This is a genomic window from Plantactinospora sp. WMMC1484 (genome assembly GCF_049315195.1).
Classification (GTDB): Bacteria; Actinomycetota; Actinomycetes; order Mycobacteriales; family Micromonosporaceae; genus Plantactinospora.
In genome coordinates this window covers 2,453,626-2,477,410 of record NZ_CP186055.1, presented here as the reverse complement: position 1 = coordinate 2,477,410, position 23,785 = coordinate 2,453,626, and the positions used below count along the sequence as shown (strand labels likewise).

The window sequence follows — 23,785 nt, the reverse complement described above, 5'->3', positions numbered from 1 at the left end:
GGTCAACCCACATCCAATGCCAGCAGATCGTCTTCGGTCTCCCGCCGGACGATCACCCGCGCGCGCCCGTCCCGGACCGCCACCACAGGGGGCCGGGGAACATGGTTGTAGTTGCTGGCCATGCTCCGGCAGTAGGCGCCCGTGCCAGGAACGGCGAGAAGATCTCCGGGCTGCACGTCGGCGGGCAGGAATTCATCCTTCACCACCACATCCCCGGCCTCGCAATGCTTTCCCACCACCCGGGCGAGGATCGGCTCGGCGGTCGACCGCCGGGAGGCGACCGTCGCCGAGTAGGAGGCGCCGTAGAGCGCCGTTCGGATGTTGTCGCTCATCCCGCCGTCCACGCTGACGTACGTCCGGATCCCGTCCACGTCCTTGACCGTGCCGACCTCGTAGAGGGTGAAGACGGCCGGGCCGACGATCGCCCGCCCCGGCTCGATCGAGAGCCGGGGTACGGCCAGCCGCAGCCCCTCGCACTCCCCGTCCACGATCTTGCGGAGCCGCTTCGCCAGGTCGTGCGGTGGCGCCGGATCGTCCTGGGTGGTGTACGCGATGCCGAAGCCGCCGCCGAGGTCCAGCTCCGGCAGCTCGACCCCGCGGGCGTCCCGGATCTGCGCGGCCAGGCCGAGGACGCGCCGGGCGGAGACCTCGAAGCCGCTGGTGTCGAAGATCTGCGAGCCGATGTGCGAGTGCAGCCCGCGCAGTTCGAGCACGCCCTCGTCGAGGATCCGGAACGCGGCGGCGGCCGCCGCGCCGCCGGCCAGCGAGAAGCCGAACTTCTGGTCCTCGTGCGCGGTGGCGATGAACTCGTGGGTGTGCGCCTCGACGCCGACGGTGACCCGGACCAGCACCCTGGGCCGGACGCCGCGCTCCCGGGCCAGCGCGGTCAGCCGGTCGATCTCCTGGAACGAGTCGACGACGATCCGCCCCACCCCCGCGTCGACGGCGCGGGCCAGCTCGGCCGGGGACTTGTTGTTGCCGTGGAACCCGATCCGCTCCGGCGGCATCCCGGCGGCCAGCGCCACCGCCAGCTCCCCGCCGGAGCAGACGTCCAGGTGCAGCCCCTCCTCGGCGACGATCCGCACCACGGCCCGGCAGAGGAACGCCTTGCCGGCGTAGTAGACGTCCTCGTCGGGAAAGGCGGCCCGGAAGTCCCGGCAGCGGCTGCGCAGGTCGTCGGAGTCGAGGACGTAGGCGGGAGTGCCGAACTCGGCCGCCAGCTCGCGGACGCCGAGGCCGGCGACCACGAGCGCGCCGTCGGCGTGCCGCGCCACGTTGCGCGGCCACAGGTGCGGCACCAGGGCGTTGACGTCCTCCGGGGTACGCAGCCAGGCCGGACCCCGTACCCCGAGGTCGCCGTGGAGTGCCCCCGCTTCGTGAGCGCGCATGTCTGTCGTCGTTTCCCTTCGCTACCCGCGTCTTCCCCGTCGCTGTCCGGAAAGCCGGAGCCGGGTCACATCTGCTCCGGTGCGGAGACGCCGAGCAGGTCCAGGCCGTTGGCCAGGACGGTCCGGGACGCCTCCACCAGCCAGAGCCGGGCCTGGGTCAGCGGCGGCGGCACCGGCCGGTCGGCGCGCGGCAGCACCTGGCAGGCGTCGTAGAACCGGTGGTAGGTGCCGGCCAGCTCCTCCAGGTAGCGGGCGACCCGGTGCGGCTCGCGCAGCTCGGCGGCGGTGGCGACCACCACCGGAAACTCGCCGAGCGTCTTGAGCAGGTCGTTCTCCTTCTCGTGGCCGAGCAGCCCGGGGTCGAAGTCGTCGCCCCGGTCGATCCCCGAGTCGGCGGCGTTGCGCAGCAGCGAGGCGATCCGGGCGTGCGCGTACTGGACGTAGAAGACCGGGTTGTCGTTGGAGTTCCTGGTGATGACGTCGATGTCCAGGGTCAGCGGCGAGTCGGTCGAGGAGCGGGCCAGCGAGTAGCGGGCCGCGTCCACGCCCACCGCGTCGACGATCTCGTCCAGCGTGATGATGTTGCCGGCCCGCTTGGAGAGCCGGACCGGCGCGCCGTCGCGAACCAGGTTGACGAGCTGGCCGATCAGGATCTCGATGTTGACGTCGGGATCGTCCCCGGCGCAGGCGGCGATCGCCCGGAGCCGGTTGACGTAGCCGTGGTGGTCGGCGCCGAGCAGGTAGACGCAGCGGTCGAAGCCCCGCTCCCGCTTGTCGATGTAGTACGCCGAGTCGGCGGCGAAGTAGGTCAGCTCGCCGTTGCTGCGGATCAGCACCCGGTCCTTGTCGTCGTCGAAGTCGGTGGTGCGCAGCCAGATCGCGCCGTCGGCGTCGTAGACGTGGCCCTGCTCGCGCAGCCGGGCGAGCGCGTGCTCGATGGCGCCGCTGGTGTGCAGGGTGCGCTCGGAGAACCAGACGTCGAAGTGCACGCCGAAGCGCTCCAGGCTGGCGCGCATCTCGTCGAGCATCAGCCGGTAGCCCCGGTCCCGGAAGATCGGCAGCGCCTCGCCCTCCGGCAGGTCGCGCAGGCCGGGGTGCTCGGCGACGATCCGCTCGGCGATCTCCGCGACGTACTCGCCGGCGTAGCCGTCCTCCGGGGCCGGCTCGCCGCTGGCGGCGGCGAGGAGAGAGCGGCCGAAGCGGTCGACCTGGGCGCCCGCGTCGTTGACGTAGTGCTCGCTGGTCACCTCGGCGCCGGCCGCGGTGAGGATCCGGCGCAGCGAGTCGCCGACCGCCGCCCACCGGGTGTGCCCGAGGTGGATCGGGCCGGTCGGGTTGGCCGAGACGAACTCCAGGTTCACCCGCTGGCCGGTGAGCCGGTCGCTCCGCCCGTACGCCTGACCGGCCCGGACCACCTCGCGGGCGAGCTGCCCGGCGGCGGCCGCGTCGAGCCGGATGTTGAGGAAGCCGGGACCGGCGATCTCGACCGATTTGACGCCCGGGGTCCGGGCCAGCTCCTCGGCGAGGGCGGTGGCCAGGTCCCGGGGCGGCATGCCGACCCGCTTGCTCGACTGGAGGGCGATGGTGGAGGCGTAGTCGCCGTGCTCGGGGTTCCGGGGTCGCTCCAGCGTCACGGACCCGGGCAGGACCGAGCGGTCGAGCCCACGCCGGTCGAAGACGGCGTGCGCGGCGGCGAGGACGGCCTCGGCGAGATTGGCGGGAGTCACCGAACCATGCTACCGGGGGTAGACTCGGTCACTCGGTGGCGACCCTGCGCGTGTGTGGCCCGCCATGCCCTGACCGACCGACATGACGAGGGACCATGAGCATCAGCACCTCGGGCGGCGAACAGCGCCGTCCGTCCGTGGTCAGTACCGGCAAGAAGCCGCCGGCCGGCGGCAAGCCCGCCGCGGCGGGGAAGGGGGCCGGGGCCAAGTCTGCGGGCTCGGGTGCCCGCGTCCCGGCCGGTCGCGCCGGCGGGGCTGGGGGTGGTAAGAAGCCGCAGCAGCGCCGCCCGGTCGCCCCGGTCAGGGTCAGCCAGGGCCGGTCGTGGGGCTCCATCGGCCTCTTCGTCGCGGTCGGCGTGATCGCCGCCGGCATCATCGGGTACGGCGCGTACGCGGTGATCCAGAACGGCAGGAGCTGGGAGGACAAGGCCGCCGCGATCGGCGGGATCGTCAACTTCCGGGAGAGCGACCCGTCGGCGGTGAACCCGATGCCGGGCAAGCAGTCCCACGAGGCCGGCCCGCTGACCTACGCGATCAACCCGCCGGTCGGCAGCTCGCACAACAACGCCTGGCAGAACTGCATGGGTGACGTCTACGACGCCCCGATCGCCAACGAGCACGCGGTGCACAGCCTGGAGCACGGCGCCGTCTGGGTCACCTACAGGTCCGACCTGCCGGCCGAGCAGGTGGAGCAGTTGGCCGGCAAGGTCCGGGGCAACGAGTTCATGCTGATGAGCCCGGTGGAGAACCTCGACCGCCCGATCTCGCTGCAGGCCTGGGGCTACCAGCTCAAGCTCGACAGCGCCGACGACAGCCGGATCGACGAGTTCATCACCGCACTGCGGCAGAACGCCTCCATGGAGCCCGGCGCCCCCTGCTCCGGCGGCATCACCGCCACCGGCACGACCCCGCGGGACAACGTGCCGGGTGACCAGCCGATGCCTCCGGCGGGCGGTTGATCGGGGTGACCAGCGGACCGGGGGCGGTGGCGACCGCCACCGCCCGGGAGGAGACCGGGGTCGCCGCCGGCCGGAGCCGCAGGTGGAGCGCGGGCCCGGCCCCGCTGGCCCTCGCCATCCTGCTGGGGATGCTGCTCGGCTTCGCCGCCGGCCTGCTCGCCCCCGGGCTGCTGCGCCCAGGTGACAGCTCCCCCGAGGCCGGCTTCGCCCGGGACATGTCGTCACATCACGCCCAGGCGGTCGAGATGTCGATCCTGGCGCACGCGAAGGGCACCGACCCGGACGTGCGGACCCTGGCGGCGGACATCGCGCTGACCCAGCAGGCCCAGATCGGCACCATGCAGAGCTGGCTCAAGCAGTGGGGGCTCGGCCCAACCGGCCGGGATCCCCGGATGGCCTGGATGCCGGAGGGCGCCGAGGCGGTGCAGGACGGACTGATGCCCGGGATGGCCTCCGACGCCGAGCGGGCCGAGTTGCGCGCCGCCACCGGGCGCGACTTCGACCTGCTCTTCCTGCGGCTGATGCTCGACCACCACCTCGGTGGGATCCACATGGCCGATGGCATCCTCGAGCTCTCCGACGACGAGCAGGTGGCCGAGTTGGCCCGGTCCATGGTCGCCGGGCAGAAGAAGGAGATCGAGCTGATCCAGAGCCTGCAGAGCAGGATCGGCGCCGGCTGAGCGCCGGTTCCTGGCTCCCGCACGACCACCGCTCCGGCGGCCGTTCCCACCGATGGGACGGCCGCCGGATCCGTTCGAGGTGCGATCTCCATCCGCAGCCATTAGGTCCGGCTTGGGATACTTGCCCGCTTTGGCGAGTTTTCTCCATACATAACGTGACCAGTCAGGATCTGCCGTCGTTGTCCTAGACATGACGGTTGCTCTCCGGGACGGACGCCGGTCGGTCACCAGCTGGTGCCGTCGGCACACCATCGGCGGGGACGGCGCGGTCGCTGCCGTCCGGCGCGGGCAGCGGTCCGGCGAGGCGGGGACGCTCAGCCGAGACCAGGAGCTGGACCTGATCGAGACGCTGCGCGGCTGCTACCCCGACGAGCTTGGCCTGGAGGACGAACTCTGGACCCGCCAGAGCGTCGCCAACCTCGTACGCCACCGGTACGACCTGCGTGTCGACACCACCGAGGTCGGCGGCTACCTGCGCGCCTGGGGCCTCGGCCCCCGCCAGCCGACCGAGCGGGCCTGTGGGCTCTGCGTCGACGCGGTGGCCCTCTGGGTAGAGCGGGAGTACCCGGCCATCGTCCGCGCGGCCGAGGAGCACCGCGCCGAACTCTGCTGGATCGGCCGTACCCGGCTGCACGGGGTGGTCCCCGCCGCCGACGTCCTCTCCGCGGTCTCCGTACGCGGCCGCGTGCGGTTCGTCATCGCCACCCCCAACGTCGACCCGGCCCTCCCCCGCGACTTCCTGCTCCGGCTCAGCGGCGCGGAGGGGAACGCCGTCCACGTCGTGGTCGACGGCTCCTGGACCAGGGCCGAGTGGCCCCGCCGGCTCCCCCGCCGGATCGTGCTGCACCCGCTGCCGAGCTGCGGCCGGTGAGCGTCGGGTAGCGGGTTTCGGCAGGTGCGGCAGGTGCACCGACCCGGGGCATACCGATTCGTGTCCCGGCAACCACGCCTGCTACTCTTCCTGGGTCGCTGAGCCCCCGTAGCTCAGGGGATAGAGCACCGCCCTCCGGAGGCGGGAGCGCAGGTTCGAATCCTGCCGGGGGCACCTCACAGAACTGCAAAAGCAGGACGTAGCTGGTAGATCACTAGTCGTAGACGCTAGCTTCGCACTTACGTGAACACAACGATGATGCCTCGGCCTGGGCGCGCTGAGGCATCATCGTGTTCGCCTTCACGCGCGGGCGTCGGTGCGACCCGTTGCTCAGTAACTCCCACCTCGGGACCATTAGACGGTGACCATTCGAGTGCCCGGCCTCCAAGACCGCCCGGGTGCGTTGTCTGCCGCCGTGGACGCACCGGCGGCGTCAGGCCGCTGAGGCTTTCCGAAAGGGGCAAGCTTCGGCTTGAAGCGGGAGGCCCTCCGAGGCTCAGCGCGTAGGCGTTGTACCTCACGCAAGCTGACGTACCACCCCGAGGGGAGTCGGGTTTAACGGAGCCACCAGGTCCCCCGTAGGGACAGGGTGCTGTCCTTTGCGGGGACACTGCTGCAGACTGGGCCTGTGACGATCTCCCCCGCGCTGAAATCGCCTGCAACGAACCGATTCGCCAACTATGAGCCCTTCGTTGGCTCCTTGCGGGATCTCGCCGGGCGCGCGGTGAAGGGCACTCACACAGCGGCCGAGGTGGCGGCAGCCCTAGATGGCGCCGCCAACCGTGCGCTACAGCGGTTGAATGGCTGGGGTCTGGCTCGGTCGATCGCCTGTGATCAACCACTATGGACGACCGGTCGGTGTCGATCTATACCTGGGGTGTGAGGTACGCCGATAGTGGTGGCCTGTCCGCTGCCGGACGGGCCAAGCGGGAGCAGGTACGGATGCAGGCCGCGCGGATGTTCGCCGTCGATGTGCCGGCGGCGCAGGTCGCGGCCCGGCTACGGGTGTCGACGAAGTCGATCTACCAGTGGCGACGCCGCTGGCGTGCGGGTGGGATGACCGCCCTGGCCTCGACCGGCCCGGGTGGAAACGTCTCCCGGCTCTCACCGGACCAGCTACTGCGGCTACGCGCGGAGTTGGACCTCGGCCCGGCCGCACACGGCTGGATCGAGGACCAACGCTGGACCCTGGCCCGGGTCGCCACCCTGATCGGCCGACTGTTCCACGTCTCCTACACCCTGCGCGGCGTGTCCTACCTGCTGCACCGCATGGGCTACACCCCTCAGGTACCCACACACCGAGCCGTCCAGCGCGATGAGGACGCGATCGCCGACTGGCGGGCCACGACCTGGGCCAAGGTACGAGGCTAGCGGCGGCGACCAGGGCGTGGATCGTCTTCGAAGACGAGGCCGGACAGACCCTGCGCCCGTCCAGGGCCCGAACCTGGGCCCGCACGGGCCACACACCCACCGTGCGGGTATCGGGCAAGGGCTCAGGCCGGGTCTCGATCGCCGGACTGATCGCCTACAAACCCGGCCAGCGCGGCCACGTCTTCTACCGCCTGCGCGTCCACCGCAACCGTACCGGCGAGCGCCGCAGCCTGTCCGAGGACGACTACGCCACCCTGATCACCGCCGCGCACCACCGGCTCCACGCCCCGATCATCCTGATCTGGGACGGAGTCAACACCCACACCAGCACCGCGATGCGCCAGCTCATCGCCGCCCGCCACCGGTGGCTGACCGTGGTCCAACTACCCGCGTACGCACCCGACCTCAACCCCGTCGAGGGCCTGTGGTCAACGATGAAGTCCAGCCTCGGCAACCTCGCCGTCGACGGCGTGGACCACCTCGCCGCGATCATCCGCAACCGACTCAAACGCATCCAGTACCGACCCGACCTGATCCCCGGCTTCCTCACCCAGACCGGACTCAGCCTGGAACCGGAACCACCATGACCGAAACAGACCCCAGACTTTCAACCGCTGTAGCGACGTTGGTCGAGCGCTCTGTACGTCGAGACGCTGGGGCCTACTTCACCTCATCAGCATGGCGCAGCCAGCTCGATGCCCTGCTGCCGAAGAAGATCACGGGCACCTGGCTAGACCCGGCCTGCGGCGCTGGCGACCTTCTACTGTGTGTCGCTCAGCGGCTCGCCATACGAGACTCACTACGAGCAACGCTGAAGTCCTGGGGCTCACAGCTCCATGGCGCGGACCTCGAGCCAGAATTCGTAGAGGCCACGCGCCTGCGCTTGTTGGTATGTGCCGTCAGCCGCTTCCGCGCAGTACACCCGAACGCCCCAACGGAACGAATAAACAAGAAGACGATCTTCCCAAACGTCCGAGCGGGCGACGGCCTTGCTGCCTTGCATCAGGCGATGCCGCCGCAAGGTATCATCATGAACCCTCCCTTTATTACCCAATTAGCCCCGGGAGGGACGAAGTGGGGCAGCGGGGGCGTCTCTTCGGCAGCCGTGTTCCTCCACGCTGCAGTGCAGCAGAACCCCGGCTCTACGGTGATCGCGATCCTGCCGGACGTGCTTCGGACCGGATCCAGGTATAGCCGCCTACGTCGCGAGGTTCAAGGTCGGTTGACCAGCGGCAGGGTGGTGGCGACGGGGATCTTTGGACCCTTGCAGGGGATGTGACTCGGTACGGCTTCGATCGAATGGTCTCTCGCAAGCTTCCCATGGCAGCGCCACTGCTTGTTTTTCCGCATCACGGTGGCCATTCCGGAGGCGATGATCGACGGTTCGCACGAGAGTTGTGTGAGGCGGTACACCCGGACGTCATCGTATTCTCGCACGGCAGACACAGCGGCTACGGGACGCCAAGGCCGGAAATCATCCAAGGCATTCGAGATTACAGCAGCAACGTGAAGATGCTCTGCACGCAACTGGGACTTGGTTGTGACGGTCGAAGAGTAATACCCCAACCCCGCCATTTGGCACTACGCCCGGCCGACGGAAAACGCAAAGGCGGATGCTGTGCCGGGACAATGGTGTTTAGTGTATCGGCGAACGGGAGTATTCATATCGAACCCAATTTCGCCGACCATCGAGGGTTTGTTACATCATCTGTAGAACATGCTTTATGCACCAGACTCAACTAGCCTCGATGATTCGGTGCTGCATCTGCTCCGCTGGCCGGCCGCTTGACCGATCCTCATTGAGCGTTTTTCATCCTCGGTAGGTCGGGTTCTCGACGTGGTGCAGGGCCAGGATGGCCTGCACGATCGCGGTTGTCCGGGACGGGCTGCAGCGCAGCTTGGTCAGGACTTTCCAGGTCTTCAAGGTGGCGACGGCTCGTTCACCGAGGGCGCGGATACGGGCGTGCGCCTTGTTCACGGACTTCTGCCGGTGTGACAGCTTGGGCCGGTAGCGGTGACGCTTGAACCCGAGTTCGGTCATATCGTTAGTGCCTGACGTCCCTCGTGACGAGGGCGTCGATGATGGCTTGCCGGTTGGGGTCGATCTGGGGTGGGAACGTCTGCGTGGCTTCGTTGATCGCGAGGGTCGCGGATCGTAGCGGGCGTAGCTGACGGAGGACGTTGCGGATCGCGAGTCCGGTGCGGGTCTGGACTTCGCGGGTGACGGCCAGGGCGGTGAAGACGATGGTCAGGTGCGCCTCGATGGCGTCTTTCGTGTGGTGGAACATGGGTCGGGCGGCGAGGTCGGTCTTGGACATGCGGAAGGACTGCTCCACGTGCCACAGGTCGTGGTAGTTGGAGATCACCTCGGCCGGGCTCATCACGTTGTGGGCGATGTTGGTGACGTAGCCCTTGAGCCCGACCAGCTTCCGAGCCCTGGCCAGCGACGCTTCGTCGAGGGTGCGGGCGTTGCCGTTGATGGTGACGAATCTCGGGGTTCGGGTCGTCTTCTCTCCGGCGACCACGGCTCGCGCCTTTGCCTCTTGGGCGTTGAGGGTTTTGTTGTCCCGGGCAGCGCGGGTGGCCGAGTACGCCCACACCGCCCGCCATGCCGATGTGTGTGTTCGTGGGTTCCACACCGGTTCGGCCTTGAGGGCGGGGTCGTTGTCCCGGTTGACGCCGGTGCGGGGGGTGATCGTGTCGATGATCTGTCCGTCGGTGAAGTAGTCCCCGTGCCAGCGGTAGTGGGACTCCAGGTCGATCGGCGCTTTGGTGGTGCGGGAACCGACGATGAAGCCGAGGCCGGCGGCGTCGAGTTCGCGTAGGTTGGTGGCCGAGAGCATGCCGGCGTCGGCGACGATGACCATGCCCGCGATGTGGTGGCGGGCCTGGAACTGGCGGATGACGGGCAGCAACGTCAACGTCTCGGCCTTGTTGCCGGCGAAGCAGCTGATCTCCAACGGGAACCCGTGCCGGTCGACCAGCAGACCGACGACGATCTGCGGGTCCACGCGCCGTTCCTTGGAGTATCCGACCTTGCGCAGGTCGTCCTCCTTGTCGGCCTCGAAATACAGGGTGGTCACGTCGTACAAGCAGAGGCTGACGTCGCCGCTGTTCAGGGCGTGGGCGAAGCACAGCCGTGCGATCTGATCGCGGTAGCCGCCCTCGTGAGCGCGGATCAGGGTGCGGCGCATCGTCTTCTCGCTGGACGGCTTACGGCCCAGGTCGATCAGCACCCGACCGGTGTCGCGGATCGAGGTCGGCTCCACGACCCGCGCGATCACCAAGTCCCGGAACACCCTGTCGCCCAAGCGGTCGAATCCAAGCGATGTGAACACCGAGGCCAGCACCTCGTACAACACCCGCGACGCCGTCGACACCACCCGCGGCGCGGCGGGCACCGCCGGTCCACGCTCCGGTGACCCGCCGAGGTCAAACAGCGCCGCGTCACCAGCCGGGCCGACCAACGTCGCCCTCGACACGACCGGCTCTACACCGAGGTCGAACTCGCCCTGCCCGAGATCGGCAAGCAACTCGCGGGCCCGCGAGACCAGCAGCCCCAACTCGGCCTCGGTATGGGCCGAGCCCACATGAGCCACGATCCGCCGACGCCCGCCCACGGACTCGGCGATCTGCACCGCCGTCGCGCCCGAGGCCGTCCGCACCCGCCGAATCCACGCCACGAACCCGAGCGTAGGACACCAATTAGTGCCTCAGGAACAACCCACCAACACCCAACACCCCAGGTCAGCGCGCCGCCCACCGTCACGCCGCGAGCCGGTGACCAAACTCAGGGCCCGAGGCCGTCCGCACCCGCCGAATCCACGCCACGAACCCGAGCGTAAGACACCAATTAGTGCCTCAGAAACAACCCACCAACACCCAACACCCCAGGTCAGCGCCCTACGCCCCATCGCCCCGCAAGCCAGTGACCAAACTCGGGACGCGGTTTCAGTCGTTCAGTACAAGTCGCCAAATGCGGTCCATCGCACAGCTGCATCGTTGTGACGAATCGAGTTCAGACGGAGCTGGAACTCGGCTGCAACGCCTGGAGCGGAGGCAAGTAGAGGCGCTCCGGCAGCGATCATCTTCAACTCGCGTGCTTCGCGGAGCAAGGGCCAGGCGGGGTCGGTAGTGATGTCATAACCGTATGCGTCGGCAAGTTTGGCGTGGCCGCCAGTTGGGCCGAACCGTGCCTCGTTTGTCGGCGGCGGCACCAGGTCGACTTGAAATGGACCGATGCATGTAGCGTCGAAGTCGCATAGGAGCACCTTTCCGCTTCCGTCACGCAGAAGGTTTCCTTCATGCGCATCGCCGTGTAGGAGTCCGGTCTTCGTGGAGACGGCGAAGGCGTCTAGGCTCGGCGCTAGTCGGTCACACCAGGCAAGCAGGTATTCGCGGTCGGCGTCGTCTAGGGCTTCGGCATCCCAGATACGGGCACGGGCGTCTCCGATTGGGTCCCATCGTGGTAGATCGAATGGGGGCGGGTCGAGGCGGTGAAATGTTCGGAGGACGTTGCCAAGGTCGGTGGCATCGATGGCTGGTGGGCTCGGACGTACGTATTGCCAGATGGTTGCGAGGAGATGGCCGTCGGCGACCGGCTGTTCAATGTCTTCGGCGAGTCGGATGGTGGGGGCGTCAACGGTCGGGAACCAGGCGCCGAGCTTGGCCACTTTGTGGACCCGGGCGTGTAGTCGGTGGGTGCGAGTGATGCGTACCACGAGGTCGGCGTACGGCAACGCAAATACGGCGTTGTTGGTCAGTCGGAGCAGATGGGCACCGGTTGCGTCAACGTGGAGGCGTTCAGCGATGCGGTCGAGCGTCTCTCGCATTGCGGATTCAGTGAATCTGCCGCCATCGGCGATCATGGGCTGCTGCTCCGTGGTTGGTCAGACAGTTTTGGCAGTGAATGAATGAAGTCCGCTACGTCGCTGCGGCGGAGGTGGTTGGTCGCGTCGCGTCGCAGGTTGGCAATGCGGTCAATGACGCGCGGGGAGGTCACCGTGGTGGCTAACTGTTGGGCGGTGTTGCCGGCCTTGATGGCCAGGTCGGGGGCTCCGGCAAGAAAAAGGGCGCTGCATAGTCCGACCTGGTTGAGCACGGTGCTGCGCACATTCTGTGGCCCGAACGAGGTGATGGCCTCGGTGACCCATCGGACGGCATCGTCACCGTAGTCTCTATCATTGCGAGCCATGTCGCGATACACGCGTCCGTACTGGGCCAGTAGCTCGCCTTTGTCCAGGAAGCCCAGCCATTCCGGCTCGTTGGTGGGTTCGACGGCGCCGAAGGCTTCGCTGGATCGGCTGAGCGCGCGTCTTGCCTCCTTGGGGTCGTCGAGCGCTGCATGGGAGGCGGCTTCTGCGCCATACAGGACCGCCAGGATGCCTGGTGTCGCGTCGAGTTGATGGTGAGCCAGGCGCAGGGTGTGGAGCGCGTCGCGGTTTTGTCGAAGGTGCTGGAGCTGCCTGGCTTGGCCGTACCGCACATGTGCGAGTAGTCGGCGATCACCTGACTCCATGGCGTACCGCTCGGCGGCCATGAAATGCCGTTGTGCATCGACGTGCCGGGTAGCATCGAAGGCGGTCCACGCGGCGAGGTACCGCGCGTTGGCTAGGACTGTGAACAGTTGAGGTAGCAACGTTTCTGGAACGGTGTGATCAAGCAGCCCAGACGCTGCCTGAGCCACCTGATCAACGTCGTCGGCCAGTACTCCGCCGCCGAATTCGGAATCCATAGATCTGTAGAGCGAGATGACGGCGTTCACCCTGGACAGATCGTTGACGCCGATCCGGCGACGAGGGCCGGCTGTTGGTCCGCCCAGCCCGACGCCCGCAGCTATGGTCGCCATGGCAAAGATAAGCAGTGACTGTCGCCGGGTAACGAGGAGCGGAGTAGGCTCGTTCCCGTCCGACGTGTTCCTCCCGGCGCTGTCGTCCATGAAGGTCGAAAGAGTGTCAGGCAGCTCGGGTAACCGGAGTTCTTGAGAGCCTGGAAAAGATTCTTGTAGAGAGACGGCCACCGTTACCTCGCCACCTTCTGCTTTGGGCTGCCTGGGTGGTGGCGGGGAGGTACGGGCGATGTGGAAGCCCACTTCTTTGTCGGTTGTCGCTCCGAGGACCGCGCGGAATGCTTTCCGGTATAGCAGTTGTGGCCATCGATGCTGGCCACGTTCCAGCTTGCCGATGTAGGTGCGGTCCAGGGCTGCCCGCTGTCGGTGCTTTTCCCACAGGTAGGTGTTGACTGCTTCGGCCAGCTCCTGGCGAGACATCGGCCGACCGGACCCGGAGGGAGACTGGAGCCGGAGGCGGGCGTCACGTAGGAAGGTGTTCGGTTTCCGAGCACCGCCGTCAGACTGGGGCATGACGTGCCTCCGGCTGGGCGGCTGAGGGTGACATGCGTCCTCCCCGTCCGATGGTGTCCGCGCTGTTGGCAGCATATCGACGTCCTCGCAGTACACCCGTCCCCGTGGTCCTCACGGGATGCGAGGCCCTCCTCCTCGTTCCCCTACCGATCGAACTCGCCCATGCTTCGCGTCGATGACGCTCGTCGTACGGCCAGCGAGATAGCCGTTGATGGCGTCAGCGAGTTCTCGTCGCGACATCGGCAACCCTGACCCAGTCGGCGGCAGCAGACGAAGGCGAGCCGCGCGCAGCAGGCCGCTGGGCGGCAACTCACGGCGACGAGGGGCGCCATCCTGTTCCCCTCTACGGCGTGCGGGGTTGGCGGGCGGGCGGGTAGTGGGCACCCGCCGCCCAGCATGGCAGCGTGAACTAGCGTTTACAAGCCGTGATACTCGCGTCAGCCGGGGCGGTCTGCGGCGCGCCCGAGGACCGGGCGCGCCGACGAGGCAGCAGCTCAGGGCTACGCGTCGAACTCGCCGTCGCGGACCCCGCCGGTGAACGCCGTCCACTCGTCCGGCGTGAACGTCAGCACCGGTCCGGTCCGGTCCTTCGAGTCCCGCATGCCCACGGTGCCGTCGGCTGCGAAGCCGACCTCGACGCAGTTGTCACCGCCGCCGGAGCGGCTGGACTTGCGCCAGTTGGTGAACTTTTCGGCGTGCATGGTCATCTCCTGGTGTAGTCGGGCAACTCCTCGGCCACGCTGGCGAGGAAGTCGAGACTGTCGGCGGGGCTGAGCGCCGCGGACCGCAACCGCTCGTACAAGGCGGCATAGTTGGCAACCTCGTCCGGGTCGGTGAGGACGAGGTCACTGGTGATGGTGTCGACCGCGACAACCACCGGATCGTTCGGGTCCGGGTAGCGGTAGCTGAAGAATGCCGACCGGGGTACCGCGTTGTCAGCAATCCGTGCGTCCAGCCGTAACACCTGAATAGCGATCTTCTTCTTCTCGTGACCGACGTTGATCAAATGATCGAGCTGCGCGCGGACAATCTCCGGCGGCGCCGCGTACCGACGGATAGCGGTTCATCGATAATCACTTCATACTTGGGTCCGCCGGGCCGGTCAAGGACCCGTTGCCGGGCAGTTCGCGCCTCCAAGGCTCGCTCAACTGTGAACCTGCGGGGATAGGCGGCACGATCGGCTACCGCGCGAACCTCGGTGTACGCCGGGATCTGCAATAAGCCTGGCAGCAACGTGATGTGATATTCCGCGATGTGCTCCGCGCCCGCTTCCAGGTCCGCATAGAGCGCCTGCCGTGGCCCCATCTCGACGCGGAACTTCTCCCACCAACCGTTTTCCTGGGACTCGCGAGCGATGGTCATGATCCTTTCCCACCGCTGCTCGTCCACTCGGAAGTGGTCGAGGACCCGCATAATCTCGTCCTGGTCCGGTCGGACTCTTGCGTTCTCGATACGGCTTAGCTTCTGCTTGGCGATCTTCGCCTCTTTGCAGAGCCGCTCGGCAGAGTAGTCGTGCTCCTCACGTAGCTGAATGAGTTCGGCGGCGAGTCGGCGACGACGCACGTAGGGACTGATCACCGGCACCTCCGGAACGAGACGCGAAAGCCCGTGATCCGTCCTGCGTGGATCTCGGCGGCGAGATCGTAACCCCTGGTTTCGCCAAACAGCACTGTTTCCGATCTTGCCTCCCACACAAAGCCCAGGCCAGGCGATCGGCGACCGGCAAGTCTCCCCACAACTTTCCTCATAGACCGGTGTTCCCAGGGTGCCGACGAACCGTGATCGTGGAAGCACCACAAGCGATGTGTCTATGGCTTGGGGTGGGTCACGCGGCGACAGGTTCGCGGCGGATACCCGGCATTCCGAGGTGCGGAGGAGGCGATTTGGACGCCATAAGCGCAACGCACGCTACCCGGGTTTGTGGCCGTGCCCGAACGACGCGGCGAGACTCGGGCAGCGGCCGGAGAGGGGTGGACGTGATGAGCGTTCTCGTGTCGAGTCTGAACGGCTCGCGCATGCTCAACCTGGCTGCCGACGTTTATAGAGCGCATCCGGCGACGCCACAGGGCTGTGGATGTGACCGATCGGCATGCCGGTCGCGGCTGCACGCCATGAAGATCCTCGCGGCGATGGCGCGGGGCACGAATATGCCGGAACACCCCTACCCCCTGTGGGGGTTGCTGGTCTGCAACGGCTGCGGCCTGCCGCTGTGCCCGCTCGAATCCGCCGACAGTCGGCGCAGCTACCGGTCGGCGTGCGGATGCCGGATGAACCTGGTCGACGCGGCTACCGCTGAGCGGTTGACCTACGAGGCACTCAAACGGCGCAGCCTCACACCCGCTGAAGGTGTTCCCGAGCCAGCATGGGGCGAACTCTTCGCACGAACGTTGGTTTCCGTCGGGATCGGCGCTGTGCCAGAGGACTTGGCGTTCGTCTGGCGAGTCTGAGACCCCTGCTCGCTGTCGCTGCCAGGAAGGCGTGGCGGTGGGCAGGACAGACGTCGCGTATTCGCTTGACCGCCATGTGAAAGGGCGTGGGTTGTGCTCGCTGATGACTTCTTCCGGTTGGCCCATCACGACGTAACAGGAAGGCTGCGGCTGCACGCCCGCGCGGTCGAGATCGGCTTGGCCGCCGCGTTGCTCGGAGAGCTGGTCTCCGACAAGCGGGTTGAGGTCCGCGATGGCGTGCTGGTCGTCGTGGACCGCACCCCACCGACCGACGCTGTTTCCCACACGGTGCTCGACACCCTGGTCATGGAGCCGGAGCGACACACCGTACGGAACTGGCTGACGTTCCTCTCACACGACGCCCGCCGGCAGGTGGCCGAGCGGCTGTTGCGGGCCGGCCATCTCCAGCCGGTGACATCGCGGCGGCTATTCCGCCCGGCCCAAACGATCTATGTCCCCGCGGACATGAACAAGGCGGCTTGGCCGTGGTTGTCGCTGTCGATGCGGCTACGGCAGCAGCAACCGTTCGACTACGACTCGGCGTGCCTGGCCGGGCTCACGCTCGCGACCGGCTTGGACAAGTTCGTTCTGGAAGGCGCACCTCCGCGCGCTCCCGAGTACCTCCGTCACATCGCGGCCGGCTTGTGGCCCCCGATGAGAGAACTGCTCGCGCACACCCAAGCCGCGATCGGCGACGCCGTGCTCGCTCATCGCACCTGAAGATCCCCCCGCCCCTCCAACAACCCCCTTTCCCCGGAGTTGCCGTGACCAGTTCCCAACCTGCCCGTGTCAGCCCCGTGACCAGCGCCCTGGCCCGCAACCGCCTCGGCGTCCCGTCCGTGGTGTTCTTCGTCGTGGCCGCCGCCGCGCCCCTCACGGTCGTCGCGGGTGGCGCCACAACCGGATTCGCCATCACCGGCGTCACCGGTATCCCCGTCGCGTACCTGACGGTCGCGGTGATCCTCGCCCTGTTCGCCGTTGGCTACGTGGCCATGTCCCGACACATCCTCAACGCCGGTGCGTTCTACACCTACATCACCCACGGCCTCGGCAAACCCGCCGGTGTCGCCGGTGCGCTGGTCGCTCTGGTGGCCTACAACGCGATGCAGATCGGCCTCTATGGCGGCTTCGGCGCCGTGACGGCGAGCTTCATCAACCCCCGGGTGGGCTGGGGCATCTCGTGGTGGGCGTACGCTCTCGCCGCCTGGACGATCGTCGCCATCCTCGGCGTGCTCCGGGTCGACCTCAACGGCCGGGTCCTCGCGGTCATGCTGAGCGCCGAAATCCTCGTCGCGGTGATCGCGGACGCCGTGATGCTGAGCCACCCCGCCGACGACGGCCTCAGCCTGGCCACCCTGTCCCCGTCGCACCTGTTCGCCGCGGGGATCGGCGCCGCGCTCGTCACCGCCATCACCGGGTTCGTCGGCTTCGAGGCAACCGTCGTGTTCTCCGAGGAGACCCGCGACCCGAAGCGGACGATCGCCCGCGCTACCTACATCGCCGTCGCGACAACCGGCCTCCTCTACGGGCTGTCGTCCTGGTCCATGTCGGTCGCCACCGGCCCGGACCGGATCGTGGACGCGGCCACGGCGGACGGCACCGAACTCATCTTCAACCTGGTCCTGCCCCACCTCGGCCACACCGTCGTCGACATCATGCACATCCTCTTCATCACCAGTCTGTTCGCCGCGTTGCTGGCGTTCCACAACACGGTCGCCCGCTACTCGTTCGCACTCGGCCGCGAAGGCGTCCTGCCCGAATGGATGGGACGGACCAGCCGCCGCACCGGCGCACCCGCCGCCGGCTCGATCGCCCAAACAGGGCTCGCCCTCGCCGTGCTCATCGGCTACGCCGCCGCAGGCGCGGACCCGATCGTCCACCTGTTCTTCTGGGTCACGGTCACCGGCGGCCTGGGCGTGCTGATCCTCATGACGGGCACCTCAGCCGCCGTGGTCGGCTACTTCGCCCGCCATCCCCACGATGAGAGCGCGTGGAAGCGCCTGGTCGCGCCCGGCATGGCCGCGATCCTGCTGGCCGTCGTGCTCTGGGTAACCCTCGCCGAGTTCGCGACCCTCCTCGGCGTTACCCCGAACAGCTCGTTGATGTGGATGTTCCCCGCCGCCTACGCGGTTGCCGCCCTGGCCGGCATCGGCTGGGCGGTGTTCCTACGAGTGACGAAGCCGAACGTGTACGAGGCGATCGGCCTCGGCGCCAACAGCGTCACGCCCACGGCCCACCGCGTCGATGCCGCTCTCGCCGGACCAACCCGCGCTGACGCCGGGAGGAAATAACTCGATGACCGCCACGGCCCCGCAAGCAAAGATCCGCCGCGCTACCGAGACCGACGCGGAACAGCTCGTGCAGCTCCTCACCGATGCGTTCCTGACCGGTCCGGTCGCCGACTGGCTCGTCCCCAACGAGGCCATTCGCCGGCAGGTCTACCTCGGCTACTTCGCCATCTGGACGGAACACGCCCTCCACAACGGGCTGGTCTACACGACCGCCGACCTGTCCGGCGCAGCACTCTGGTATCCCCCGGCGCACACAGCCGAACCGGTCAACTACCACAAACGCCTCGCCGAAGCGGCAGGAACATGGCGGTTCAGGTTCTTCATGCTCGAAGACACCTTCGCCAAACACCATCCCACCTGGCCGCACCATTACCTGGCGTTCCTCGCCGTAGCCCCGCAGCGGCAGTCCGCCGGAATCGGCAGCGCCCTGCTGCGCCATCACCACGCCCGGCTCGGTTCCCAGCCGGCCTATCTGGAAGCAAGTAACGAGCGCAACCGCGACCTGTACCTACGGCACGGCTACCACACGACCGGCCCCTTCTACCTGCCACGCGGCGGCCCGCCCATCTGGCCCATGCGCTACGCCCCCACACCGTCATCGACCCGTTCCCTGGCCCCTGCCGAGGCAGCCGTCTCACAACCGGAGTCCGGGACCTATGGCGAGGGCGGCCCCGCGTAAGGCCGAGGCCGTCACCGCATGAACCGAAGCCCGACAGCTACCCACCGCCGACGGGACCAGCGGACACCCGTCCGAGTACCACCTACCCCGGCACCGGTGTGGCGCCGTCCCGCACAAGCGACGGCGGCACCGCCCGCAAGACGAACGATCCCCAAGTGCTCCGAGGCCGGGCCGCGTTCGTAACCTCGCGGTCTCGCTTCAAGGTCCAACCATCGTGGAGGCGGTAATGCGGGACATTGTCAACGAGCGGGACGAGATAGTCGGCCGAGCCACAAGGGAAGAGGTTGCGGGAGGAAGGCTGATATGCCGCGTCGCATTCGTGATGTTAGTAAACAGTAACGGCGAATTCCTTCTACAACAGCGCTCTGCCAAAAAGAACACGTACCCGCTCTACTGGTCGGGAGCGGCGGCAGGCCACCTGGCCAGCGGCGAGACGTACGAGGCGGGCGCAAGACGGGAACTGAAGGAGGAACTCGGCATCGAGGTGCCTCTCAAGTACGTCGGCAAGTTCTACTCGGAGCCGGACCGCGAGATGGTTGGCGCCTTCCTCGGCTGCTATGACGGACCGGTGCAGGTCGAGAGACATGAGGTCGAGCGGATCGCGCACTTCAGTCCGCAGCACCTGGCCGGGAAGCCGAACATGCGAATCACCAGCTTCGTCAAACGGTCACTGCCCATCATCCTCCCGCAGTTGAGCGCCTTATCCCTGCCCTCCGGCCACAGGTCAACGGGGCACGACCATGGATGAGCTGGTCGCCCTGGCCATCGGCTTGCTGCTGCTGATCGCAGCGCTCGTTAGGAGTGGCACATCGGGCATCACGTGGTTGCTGTTCCGGTTGCGTCTCTCGCGGTTACTCACCGTCGGCCTGGCCCTGCTCTTGATCTCGGCCGTCCTGATCCACCTGAAAAGCGAACTCGGCCGATCCTAGTCAACCGAGTTCCCAAGATGTGGCGCCAGGTCCGATCCGACAGGCGACCACTTGCGATGGATGCGACAGGTGTCGACCGTCGTCCCCCGTGGGACAGCGATCCCGCTGCCGCTGCCTGCCGCTACATCCGCACGGTGCCCCTGCTCCTCACCGACCACCTGTTCGCCAAGCCGCCCATGCAAGCTGCGGGGAGGCCGCGAGCCCGGATTGGATGGCTACGGCCCGCGTCGTCATCAATCTCGCCGTCGAACGGCTCCAGCGTGCACTCATCCAACTCGCCGGGCTCCAGCGCGGCGACAACCCGACCACTACACAACAAGGCGCCAAATGAACGCAGATGAGTTCCTCAGCGCCTCACGGCCCTACGACCGACCTCGGTGTCAACACCCAAGCCAACCGGCCGCATCACGTCCCGTCACCGCCATGCCCCCAACCGAGCACCCAGTTGCTCCGGGTGGCGGCAGTTCATCCGTGGGCCACCCCACTGCGACCCGCCCGACGAACCCGCTGCCCTCACCAAACTCCCGGCCACCGTGCCCTGGACCGAACCGAAAGGAGCGGCACCTCCCATGCGTACCACCATGCACGTCAGCGTGCGGCACGCCACCCTCCACGACGCACCAGCCCTCACCAGCACCCTGGTCAACGCGCTAGTCGATACTCCGGACGCCGAATGGTTCATCCCAGACGAGGAGTCGCGGCGCGCCGTCTACGCCGAACTGTGTGCCGGCCTGATCGACTACGTCCTCGACAACCGCAGCGGCGCGGTCTACACCGTCGATGCCCACAGCGCCGTCGGCATTTGGTATCCGGATACCAGCACGCCGCCCAATCTGGTCGCCTTCCTCAGCCACGCTCACGCCCACACCCCGGCCGCCGAGCGCATCCGCCTAGCCGAAGCCGCACTCGCCGCCCACACTCCCAGCATCCGACACCACCGCCTCGGGTACCTTGCCGTCGCACCCGACCGCCAATGCACCGGCTTGGGCACCGCCTTGCTACGCCACCGGCACGCCACCTTCGACGCCGCAGGCATCCCCGCATATCTCGTGGCAACAAGCACCGGCAACCGGGACCTGTTCGCACGTCACGGCTACCGGCTCATGCGCCAGGCACCGATCCGTCTACCGCACGGCGGCCCAACATTCTGGCCGATGTGGCGCCAGCCCTGCGCTGTCGAGGCACTCCCCAGAAACCCGGGGTGACGGGTTCCCATGACGCCACTCGGCAACGCCATCACGCCACCGGCCTTCCGCCGTATCCGCCGCCCCGGTAGCGGCTACGCCCTGATGCCGCTCATCGTGGTACTACTCCTCACCGCAGCCGTCCGCACCAAGGACGCATCTCCAATGCTCGATGTTTCCCCTGTCCAGACCACACGGATCCCGGCCACCGCCCCAGCCAAGGAAGCGCGTACCTCCGACAGGCTCAAGCGGCTCGCCGACACCATCGGTCCCGCTGTCCTCGACTTTGCAGCAACGCCGCTACCATTTCATCCACCTGTGTCGATGGATTTTCGACACGACAGGGAGGCCCGCTTCGCAGCCGATGGTTCCCGCCGTGCAGTCCGTTGAGACTTTGCGGTGGGTAGGAGAGCACGAGGGTTGACGCCGGAGGCATCGGCGCAGGCCCGGTTCGGTGCCGAGCTGCGTAGCTGGCGGACAAGGCGGGGCCTGACACAGCGGGCCCTTGCCCTTGTGGTGCTCTATAGCCAGGAGGCGGTAGCCAAGGTGGAGAAAGCGCAGCGGTGGCCGCCGGAGGATCTTGCCCAGCGCTGTGACCAGGTCCTAAAGACTGGAGGTGCGCTCACGCGGCTGTGGCCGGAAGTTGAACGTGAACGGCTGCGCCAGGACGGCCGCCGGTCGTCTCGCCAGCCGCGCGACGTTGGAGAGGTGGACCGGTGAGAGTCCTAGTCACCGGGGCCGGCGGATTCATAGGCCGTGCGACTACCGAACGGCTGATCCAGGACGGGCATGCGGTCACCGCACTCGATCGGCAGCCTGGCCGCCTGCGGTGGCCCGACGTCGCGGACGTTGGAGGCGCCCGACTGCGGCTCATTGGAGACGACCTGCTGAACGTGGATCTGGATGAGTTGCTGGCCGACGTGGACGCCGTCGTTCACCTAGCGGGGCGGGGCAACGTCCGCGCTTCCTGGCACGACCCCGGCCCCTACCTGCGAGACAACGTTGAGGCCACCGATCGGCTGTGCCGGCATGTCGCGATGGCAGAGCGGCCCCGCGTGATGGTGTTGGCATCATCCTCCAGCGTGTACGGGGGGCGGTTGCTGCCGTGGTCGGAGGAGTCCGCCGTCGCGCCGGCATCGCCGTACGGGGGGTCGAAGCTTGCCGCCGAGCGCGTCGCCGAGGTCCGTCTCGCAGGCTGCGGCAAGACCTTGGTGACAGCCCGGCTGTTCTCGGTGTACGGGCCGGGTCAGCGCGAGGACTTGCTGTTGTCCCGTTTGATCGACTGCGCCCTCACCGGCGATGTGTTCACAGTGCATGGCGATGGGACACAGCGACGTGACTTTACGTTCATTGACGATGTGGTCACCTGCCTGATGCACCTTCTGCACGTTGAATGTTCAGATGTGCTCAATGTCTGCACTGGTGCGAGCAGGTCGGTGCTGGAATTGGTCGATCTCGTGGGAGAGTTGACAGGCCGATCCTTGCGCATCTCGGCCGATCAGACTACGAGCGTTGAGGCGATCGGCGCGGCACATACATGGGGCGATAACAGAAAACTGTTACGGATGTGTGGCCCGTTGAACTGGACCCCGTTGCGCGACGGAGTTGCTCGGCAGATCGAGTCGCAGCAACACCGGTGACCTGGTTGATTATGCGAGCGTCATAACGTTTAACCATCGCCGCAGTCTGTCGGCTGCTTCGCTGACGGGCTGCGCCCCCATCTTCCATTGCAAAGTGGCGCCGCCGCGCTCACGGAAAGCCGCGCAGTTGTCGGCGCGGTCATCAACGAGGATAGCGTCGGTGAAGTTTAGGCCGGTCTGCGCGAGCCATGGTCCGAAGAAGCCAACCGGATCTTCACTCTTCAGGGCTGCCACGTTGCTTGAGCAGATAATGTCGTCACAGGTGAAGGCCCATTCGGCGAGGGTTTCCGACTGTGGTGATGGCGGGCGTGTGCGGCGGTTGCGGGCCTTGTCGAAGGTGTCAACGAAGCAGTCCATGTTGTCGGTGGCGATTACGACCAGGGCCATGGCCTTCATGGTGCGTAGCACGTCGAACAGTTCAACGTTAACCCTCATCCGCGCGCAGTCGACGTAGAGGCGCCTGCTGAGGAAATCGTCGCGGAACCGGCGATCCAAGCGGATATCCATGGCTTCGATGATCTGCTCCGACGACAGCAGCCCTTTCATCCACTCATTCGCGGTGCCAGTCTCGCGCGAGAATACGTTGGCGAGGTTCGCTTCTAGCTGGGCGCGGAGCGGATGTGTGGCGCTGTCACGGATAGACATCCAGAACGGGTCACGGGACAGCACTCCATGCCAGTCCACAAAGATGACCCGGCCTCCCAACGGCACTTGCCTCACCGACTGTCCTCCCTTTAGGCGTGCTGGCCCTGCAAGAGTCTCGTGACATATGACGTGGCGCGTTCGAGAGTTTGCTGAACATTCTGTGCGGCATCGATCCAAACAACCGGGCTTCCTTGATCTACTAGCCGGCGATAGTAGCCTCGGATACCGGAGTTGAACGTTGGGTTGATGAAGATGCTGTCGTCGGCGAATTTTCCTTTATTGCGATCAAGAACGACGTCCTGTGGCACGTCTAGGTATAGTACGAGATCCGGCCAGGTTGGGATGTCCGCTCCCGCCATCATTCGGCTGGCGTGTTCGTAGCAGCCGAGGCCAGTCACCCGGTCAAGGGCGTAGCGGTGCGCCAGTAGTGTGTGCACGCTGCGGTCGAGCACGACGACCGCGGTCGGGTTCGAGCGGGCGTACCTGGTGCGGTCGGACTCGATAGCCAACAGCCGACGCAGCCCAGCGTCGTCCTCGGCGAGGGACTGTGGCACTGCCGGGGGCAGGAACCGGCCACCGCCGACGTGATCGGCGAAGCACTCCACATATGTGG

Annotated in this window: 24 protein-coding genes, 1 tRNA gene and 2 pseudogenes; 16 read left to right on the top strand and 11 right to left on the bottom strand. The window is 67.0% G+C overall.

Going from position 1 to position 23,785, the window contains the following annotated elements:
* Positions 1 to 2: 2 nt before the first annotated feature.
* Together lysA and argS are read right to left on the bottom strand one after the other, a co-directional pair.
* The gene (lysA, locus tag ACN28C_RS10995) at positions 3 to 1,388 is read right to left on the bottom strand and encodes a diaminopimelate decarboxylase (RefSeq protein WP_422773391.1); all 1,386 of its coding nucleotides are present in this window, start codon (positions 1,386 to 1,388) and stop codon (positions 3 to 5) included.
* Between the two features lie 65 nt (positions 1,389 to 1,453).
* On the bottom strand, positions 1,454 to 3,115 hold the full coding sequence (argS, locus tag ACN28C_RS10990; protein ID WP_422773390.1) for an arginine--tRNA ligase: 1,662 nt from the start codon (positions 3,113 to 3,115) through the stop codon (positions 1,454 to 1,456).
* A 95-nt stretch (positions 3,116 to 3,210) separates the two neighbouring features.
* Between argS and ACN28C_RS10985 the strand changes: the two genes are divergently transcribed.
* From ACN28C_RS10985 to ACN28C_RS10960, 6 genes are all read left to right on the top strand, one after another.
* Positions 3,211 to 4,074 (top strand): DUF3105 domain-containing protein, encoded by an 864-nt coding sequence (locus tag ACN28C_RS10985; RefSeq protein ID WP_422773389.1) that lies wholly within the window; start codon positions 3,211 to 3,213, stop codon positions 4,072 to 4,074.
* A gap of 128 nt (positions 4,075 to 4,202) precedes the next feature.
* Positions 4,203 to 4,754 carry a DUF305 domain-containing protein gene (locus ACN28C_RS10980; RefSeq protein WP_422774615.1) on the top strand — a complete coding sequence of 184 codons (552 nt, stop codon included), beginning with the start codon at positions 4,203 to 4,205 and terminating at the stop codon, positions 4,752 to 4,754.
* 190 nt (positions 4,755 to 4,944) lie between these two features.
* A complete protein-coding gene (locus tag ACN28C_RS10975; RefSeq protein ID WP_422773388.1) occupies positions 4,945 to 5,625 on the top strand; it encodes a winged helix-turn-helix domain-containing protein in 681 nt (226 codons plus the stop codon).
* A gap of 102 nt (positions 5,626 to 5,727) precedes the next feature.
* Positions 5,728 to 5,799, top strand: a tRNA-Arg gene (locus tag ACN28C_RS10970).
* Between the two features lie 705 nt (positions 5,800 to 6,504).
* Positions 6,505 to 6,996: a winged helix-turn-helix domain-containing protein gene (locus tag ACN28C_RS10965; protein WP_422768684.1), complete on the top strand. Its 492-nt coding sequence runs from the start codon at positions 6,505 to 6,507 to the stop codon at positions 6,994 to 6,996.
* Positions 6,960 to 7,583 (top strand): IS630 family transposase, encoded by a 624-nt coding sequence (locus ACN28C_RS10960; protein ID WP_422774614.1) that lies wholly within the window; start codon positions 6,960 to 6,962, stop codon positions 7,581 to 7,583. The genes ACN28C_RS10965 and ACN28C_RS10960 overlap by 37 nt, the downstream gene beginning before the upstream one ends.
* Before the next feature lie 239 nt (positions 7,584 to 7,822).
* Here ACN28C_RS10960 and ACN28C_RS10955 read toward each other — a convergent pair whose 3' ends face one another.
* The 7 genes and pseudogenes from ACN28C_RS10955 to ACN28C_RS10925 all read right to left on the bottom strand — a co-directional run bounded on the left by ACN28C_RS10955 (position 7,823) and on the right by ACN28C_RS10925 (position 14,935).
* Positions 7,823 to 7,999: a hypothetical protein gene (locus ACN28C_RS10955; RefSeq protein ID WP_422773387.1), complete on the bottom strand. Its 177-nt coding sequence runs from the start codon at positions 7,997 to 7,999 to the stop codon at positions 7,823 to 7,825.
* An 807-nt stretch (positions 8,000 to 8,806) separates the two neighbouring features.
* Positions 8,807 to 9,025: pseudogene (locus ACN28C_RS10950) on the bottom strand (transposase family protein); the annotation flags it as partial.
* A 16-nt stretch (positions 9,026 to 9,041) separates the two neighbouring features.
* Positions 9,042 to 10,679 (bottom strand): IS1634 family transposase, encoded by a 1,638-nt coding sequence (locus ACN28C_RS10945; protein WP_422773386.1) that lies wholly within the window; start codon positions 10,677 to 10,679, stop codon positions 9,042 to 9,044.
* Between the two features lie 276 nt (positions 10,680 to 10,955).
* Positions 10,956 to 11,864 (bottom strand): aminoglycoside phosphotransferase family protein, encoded by a 909-nt coding sequence (locus ACN28C_RS10940; RefSeq protein WP_422773385.1) that lies wholly within the window; start codon positions 11,862 to 11,864, stop codon positions 10,956 to 10,958.
* Entirely contained in the window at positions 11,861 to 13,264 is a 1,404-nt protein-coding gene (locus tag ACN28C_RS10935) for a hypothetical protein (protein WP_422773384.1), read from the bottom strand. Before ACN28C_RS10935 ends, ACN28C_RS10940 begins: the two co-directional genes overlap by 4 nt.
* 593 nt (positions 13,265 to 13,857) lie before the next feature.
* Positions 13,858 to 14,064, bottom strand: coding sequence for a DUF397 domain-containing protein (locus ACN28C_RS10930; RefSeq protein WP_422773383.1), 207 nt, complete (start codon positions 14,062 to 14,064; stop codon positions 13,858 to 13,860).
* Positions 14,061 to 14,935 (bottom strand): annotated as a pseudogene (locus ACN28C_RS10925) (helix-turn-helix domain-containing protein). Before ACN28C_RS10925 ends, ACN28C_RS10930 begins: the two are co-directional and overlap by 4 nt.
* A gap of 401 nt (positions 14,936 to 15,336) precedes the next feature.
* Between ACN28C_RS10925 and ACN28C_RS10920 the strand changes: the two are divergent.
* The 10 genes from ACN28C_RS10920 to ACN28C_RS10875 all read left to right on the top strand — a co-directional run bounded on the left by ACN28C_RS10920 (position 15,337) and on the right by ACN28C_RS10875 (position 22,527).
* Positions 15,337 to 15,804 carry a hypothetical protein gene (locus ACN28C_RS10920; protein WP_422773382.1) on the top strand — a complete coding sequence of 156 codons (468 nt, stop codon included), beginning with the start codon at positions 15,337 to 15,339 and terminating at the stop codon, positions 15,802 to 15,804.
* Between the two features lie 93 nt (positions 15,805 to 15,897).
* Complete coding sequence (locus tag ACN28C_RS10915) at positions 15,898 to 16,524, top strand: GOLPH3/VPS74 family protein (protein WP_422773381.1); 627 nt, start codon at positions 15,898 to 15,900, stop codon at positions 16,522 to 16,524.
* Between the two features lie 77 nt (positions 16,525 to 16,601).
* A complete protein-coding gene (locus ACN28C_RS10910) occupies positions 16,602 to 18,095 on the top strand; it encodes an APC family permease (RefSeq protein WP_422774613.1) in 1,494 nt (497 codons plus the stop codon).
* A 4-nt stretch (positions 18,096 to 18,099) separates the two neighbouring features.
* A complete protein-coding gene (locus ACN28C_RS10905; RefSeq protein ID WP_422773380.1) occupies positions 18,100 to 18,774 on the top strand; it encodes a GNAT family N-acetyltransferase in 675 nt (224 codons plus the stop codon).
* 214 nt (positions 18,775 to 18,988) lie between these two features.
* Positions 18,989 to 19,522 carry an NUDIX hydrolase gene (locus ACN28C_RS10900; RefSeq protein WP_422773379.1) on the top strand — a complete coding sequence of 178 codons (534 nt, stop codon included), beginning with the start codon at positions 18,989 to 18,991 and terminating at the stop codon, positions 19,520 to 19,522.
* Positions 19,515 to 19,703: a hypothetical protein gene (locus ACN28C_RS10895; RefSeq protein WP_422773378.1), complete on the top strand. Its 189-nt coding sequence runs from the start codon at positions 19,515 to 19,517 to the stop codon at positions 19,701 to 19,703. The genes ACN28C_RS10900 and ACN28C_RS10895 overlap by 8 nt, the downstream gene beginning before the upstream one ends.
* 569 nt (positions 19,704 to 20,272) lie before the next feature.
* The gene (locus ACN28C_RS10890; protein ID WP_422773377.1) at positions 20,273 to 20,908 is read left to right on the top strand and encodes a GNAT family N-acetyltransferase; all 636 of its coding nucleotides are present in this window, start codon (positions 20,273 to 20,275) and stop codon (positions 20,906 to 20,908) included.
* A 9-nt stretch (positions 20,909 to 20,917) separates the two neighbouring features.
* Positions 20,918 to 21,277 (top strand): hypothetical protein, encoded by a 360-nt coding sequence (locus tag ACN28C_RS10885; protein WP_422773376.1) that lies wholly within the window; start codon positions 20,918 to 20,920, stop codon positions 21,275 to 21,277.
* Between the two features lie 9 nt (positions 21,278 to 21,286).
* Positions 21,287 to 21,607, top strand: coding sequence for a helix-turn-helix domain-containing protein (locus tag ACN28C_RS10880; protein ID WP_422773375.1), 321 nt, complete (start codon positions 21,287 to 21,289; stop codon positions 21,605 to 21,607).
* Positions 21,604 to 22,527, top strand: coding sequence for an NAD-dependent epimerase/dehydratase family protein (locus ACN28C_RS10875; protein WP_422773374.1), 924 nt, complete (start codon positions 21,604 to 21,606; stop codon positions 22,525 to 22,527). The genes ACN28C_RS10880 and ACN28C_RS10875 overlap by 4 nt, the downstream gene beginning before the upstream one ends.
* A gap of 9 nt (positions 22,528 to 22,536) precedes the next feature.
* On the opposite strand, the gene ACN28C_RS10870 is transcribed toward ACN28C_RS10875, so the two are convergent.
* Together ACN28C_RS10870 and ACN28C_RS10865 are read right to left on the bottom strand one after the other, a co-directional pair.
* A complete protein-coding gene (locus ACN28C_RS10870; RefSeq protein ID WP_422773373.1) occupies positions 22,537 to 23,247 on the bottom strand; it encodes a hypothetical protein in 711 nt (236 codons plus the stop codon).
* Positions 23,248 to 23,261: 14 nt separating this feature from the next.
* Positions 23,262 to 23,777, bottom strand: a complete 516-nt coding sequence (locus tag ACN28C_RS10865) for a hypothetical protein (protein ID WP_422773372.1) — start codon at positions 23,775 to 23,777, stop codon at positions 23,262 to 23,264.
* Between the last annotated feature and the right edge of the window lie 8 nt (positions 23,778 to 23,785).

Excerpts from the sequence above, each read along its gene's own strand:
- lysA (WP_422773391.1), bottom strand. The coding sequence starts at position 1,388 with ATGCGCGCTCACGAAGCGGGGGCACTCCACGGCGACCTCGGGGTACGG.
- ACN28C_RS10985 (WP_422773389.1), top strand. The coding sequence starts at position 3,211 with ATGAGCATCAGCACCTCGGGCGGCGAACAGCGCCGTCCGTCCGTGGTC.
- ACN28C_RS10980 (WP_422774615.1), top strand. The coding sequence starts at position 4,203 with ATGCTGCTCGGCTTCGCCGCCGGCCTGCTCGCCCCCGGGCTGCTGCGC.
- ACN28C_RS10975 (WP_422773388.1), top strand. The coding sequence starts at position 4,945 with ATGACGGTTGCTCTCCGGGACGGACGCCGGTCGGTCACCAGCTGGTGC.
- ACN28C_RS10955 (WP_422773387.1), bottom strand. The coding sequence starts at position 7,999 with ATGCAAGGCAGCAAGGCCGTCGCCCGCTCGGACGTTTGGGAAGATCGT.
- ACN28C_RS10940 (WP_422773385.1), bottom strand. The coding sequence starts at position 11,864 with ATGATCGCCGATGGCGGCAGATTCACTGAATCCGCAATGCGAGAGACG.
- ACN28C_RS10935 (WP_422773384.1), bottom strand. The coding sequence starts at position 13,264 with ATGTCTCGCCAGGAGCTGGCCGAAGCAGTCAACACCTACCTGTGGGAA.
- ACN28C_RS10930 (WP_422773383.1), bottom strand. The coding sequence starts at position 14,064 with ATGACCATGCACGCCGAAAAGTTCACCAACTGGCGCAAGTCCAGCCGC.
- ACN28C_RS10920 (WP_422773382.1), top strand. The coding sequence starts at position 15,337 with ATGAGCGTTCTCGTGTCGAGTCTGAACGGCTCGCGCATGCTCAACCTG.
- ACN28C_RS10905 (WP_422773380.1), top strand. The coding sequence starts at position 18,100 with ATGACCGCCACGGCCCCGCAAGCAAAGATCCGCCGCGCTACCGAGACC.
- ACN28C_RS10895 (WP_422773378.1), top strand. The coding sequence starts at position 19,515 with ATGGATGAGCTGGTCGCCCTGGCCATCGGCTTGCTGCTGCTGATCGCA.
- ACN28C_RS10890 (WP_422773377.1), top strand. The coding sequence starts at position 20,273 with ATGCGTACCACCATGCACGTCAGCGTGCGGCACGCCACCCTCCACGAC.
- ACN28C_RS10885 (WP_422773376.1), top strand. The coding sequence starts at position 20,918 with ATGACGCCACTCGGCAACGCCATCACGCCACCGGCCTTCCGCCGTATC.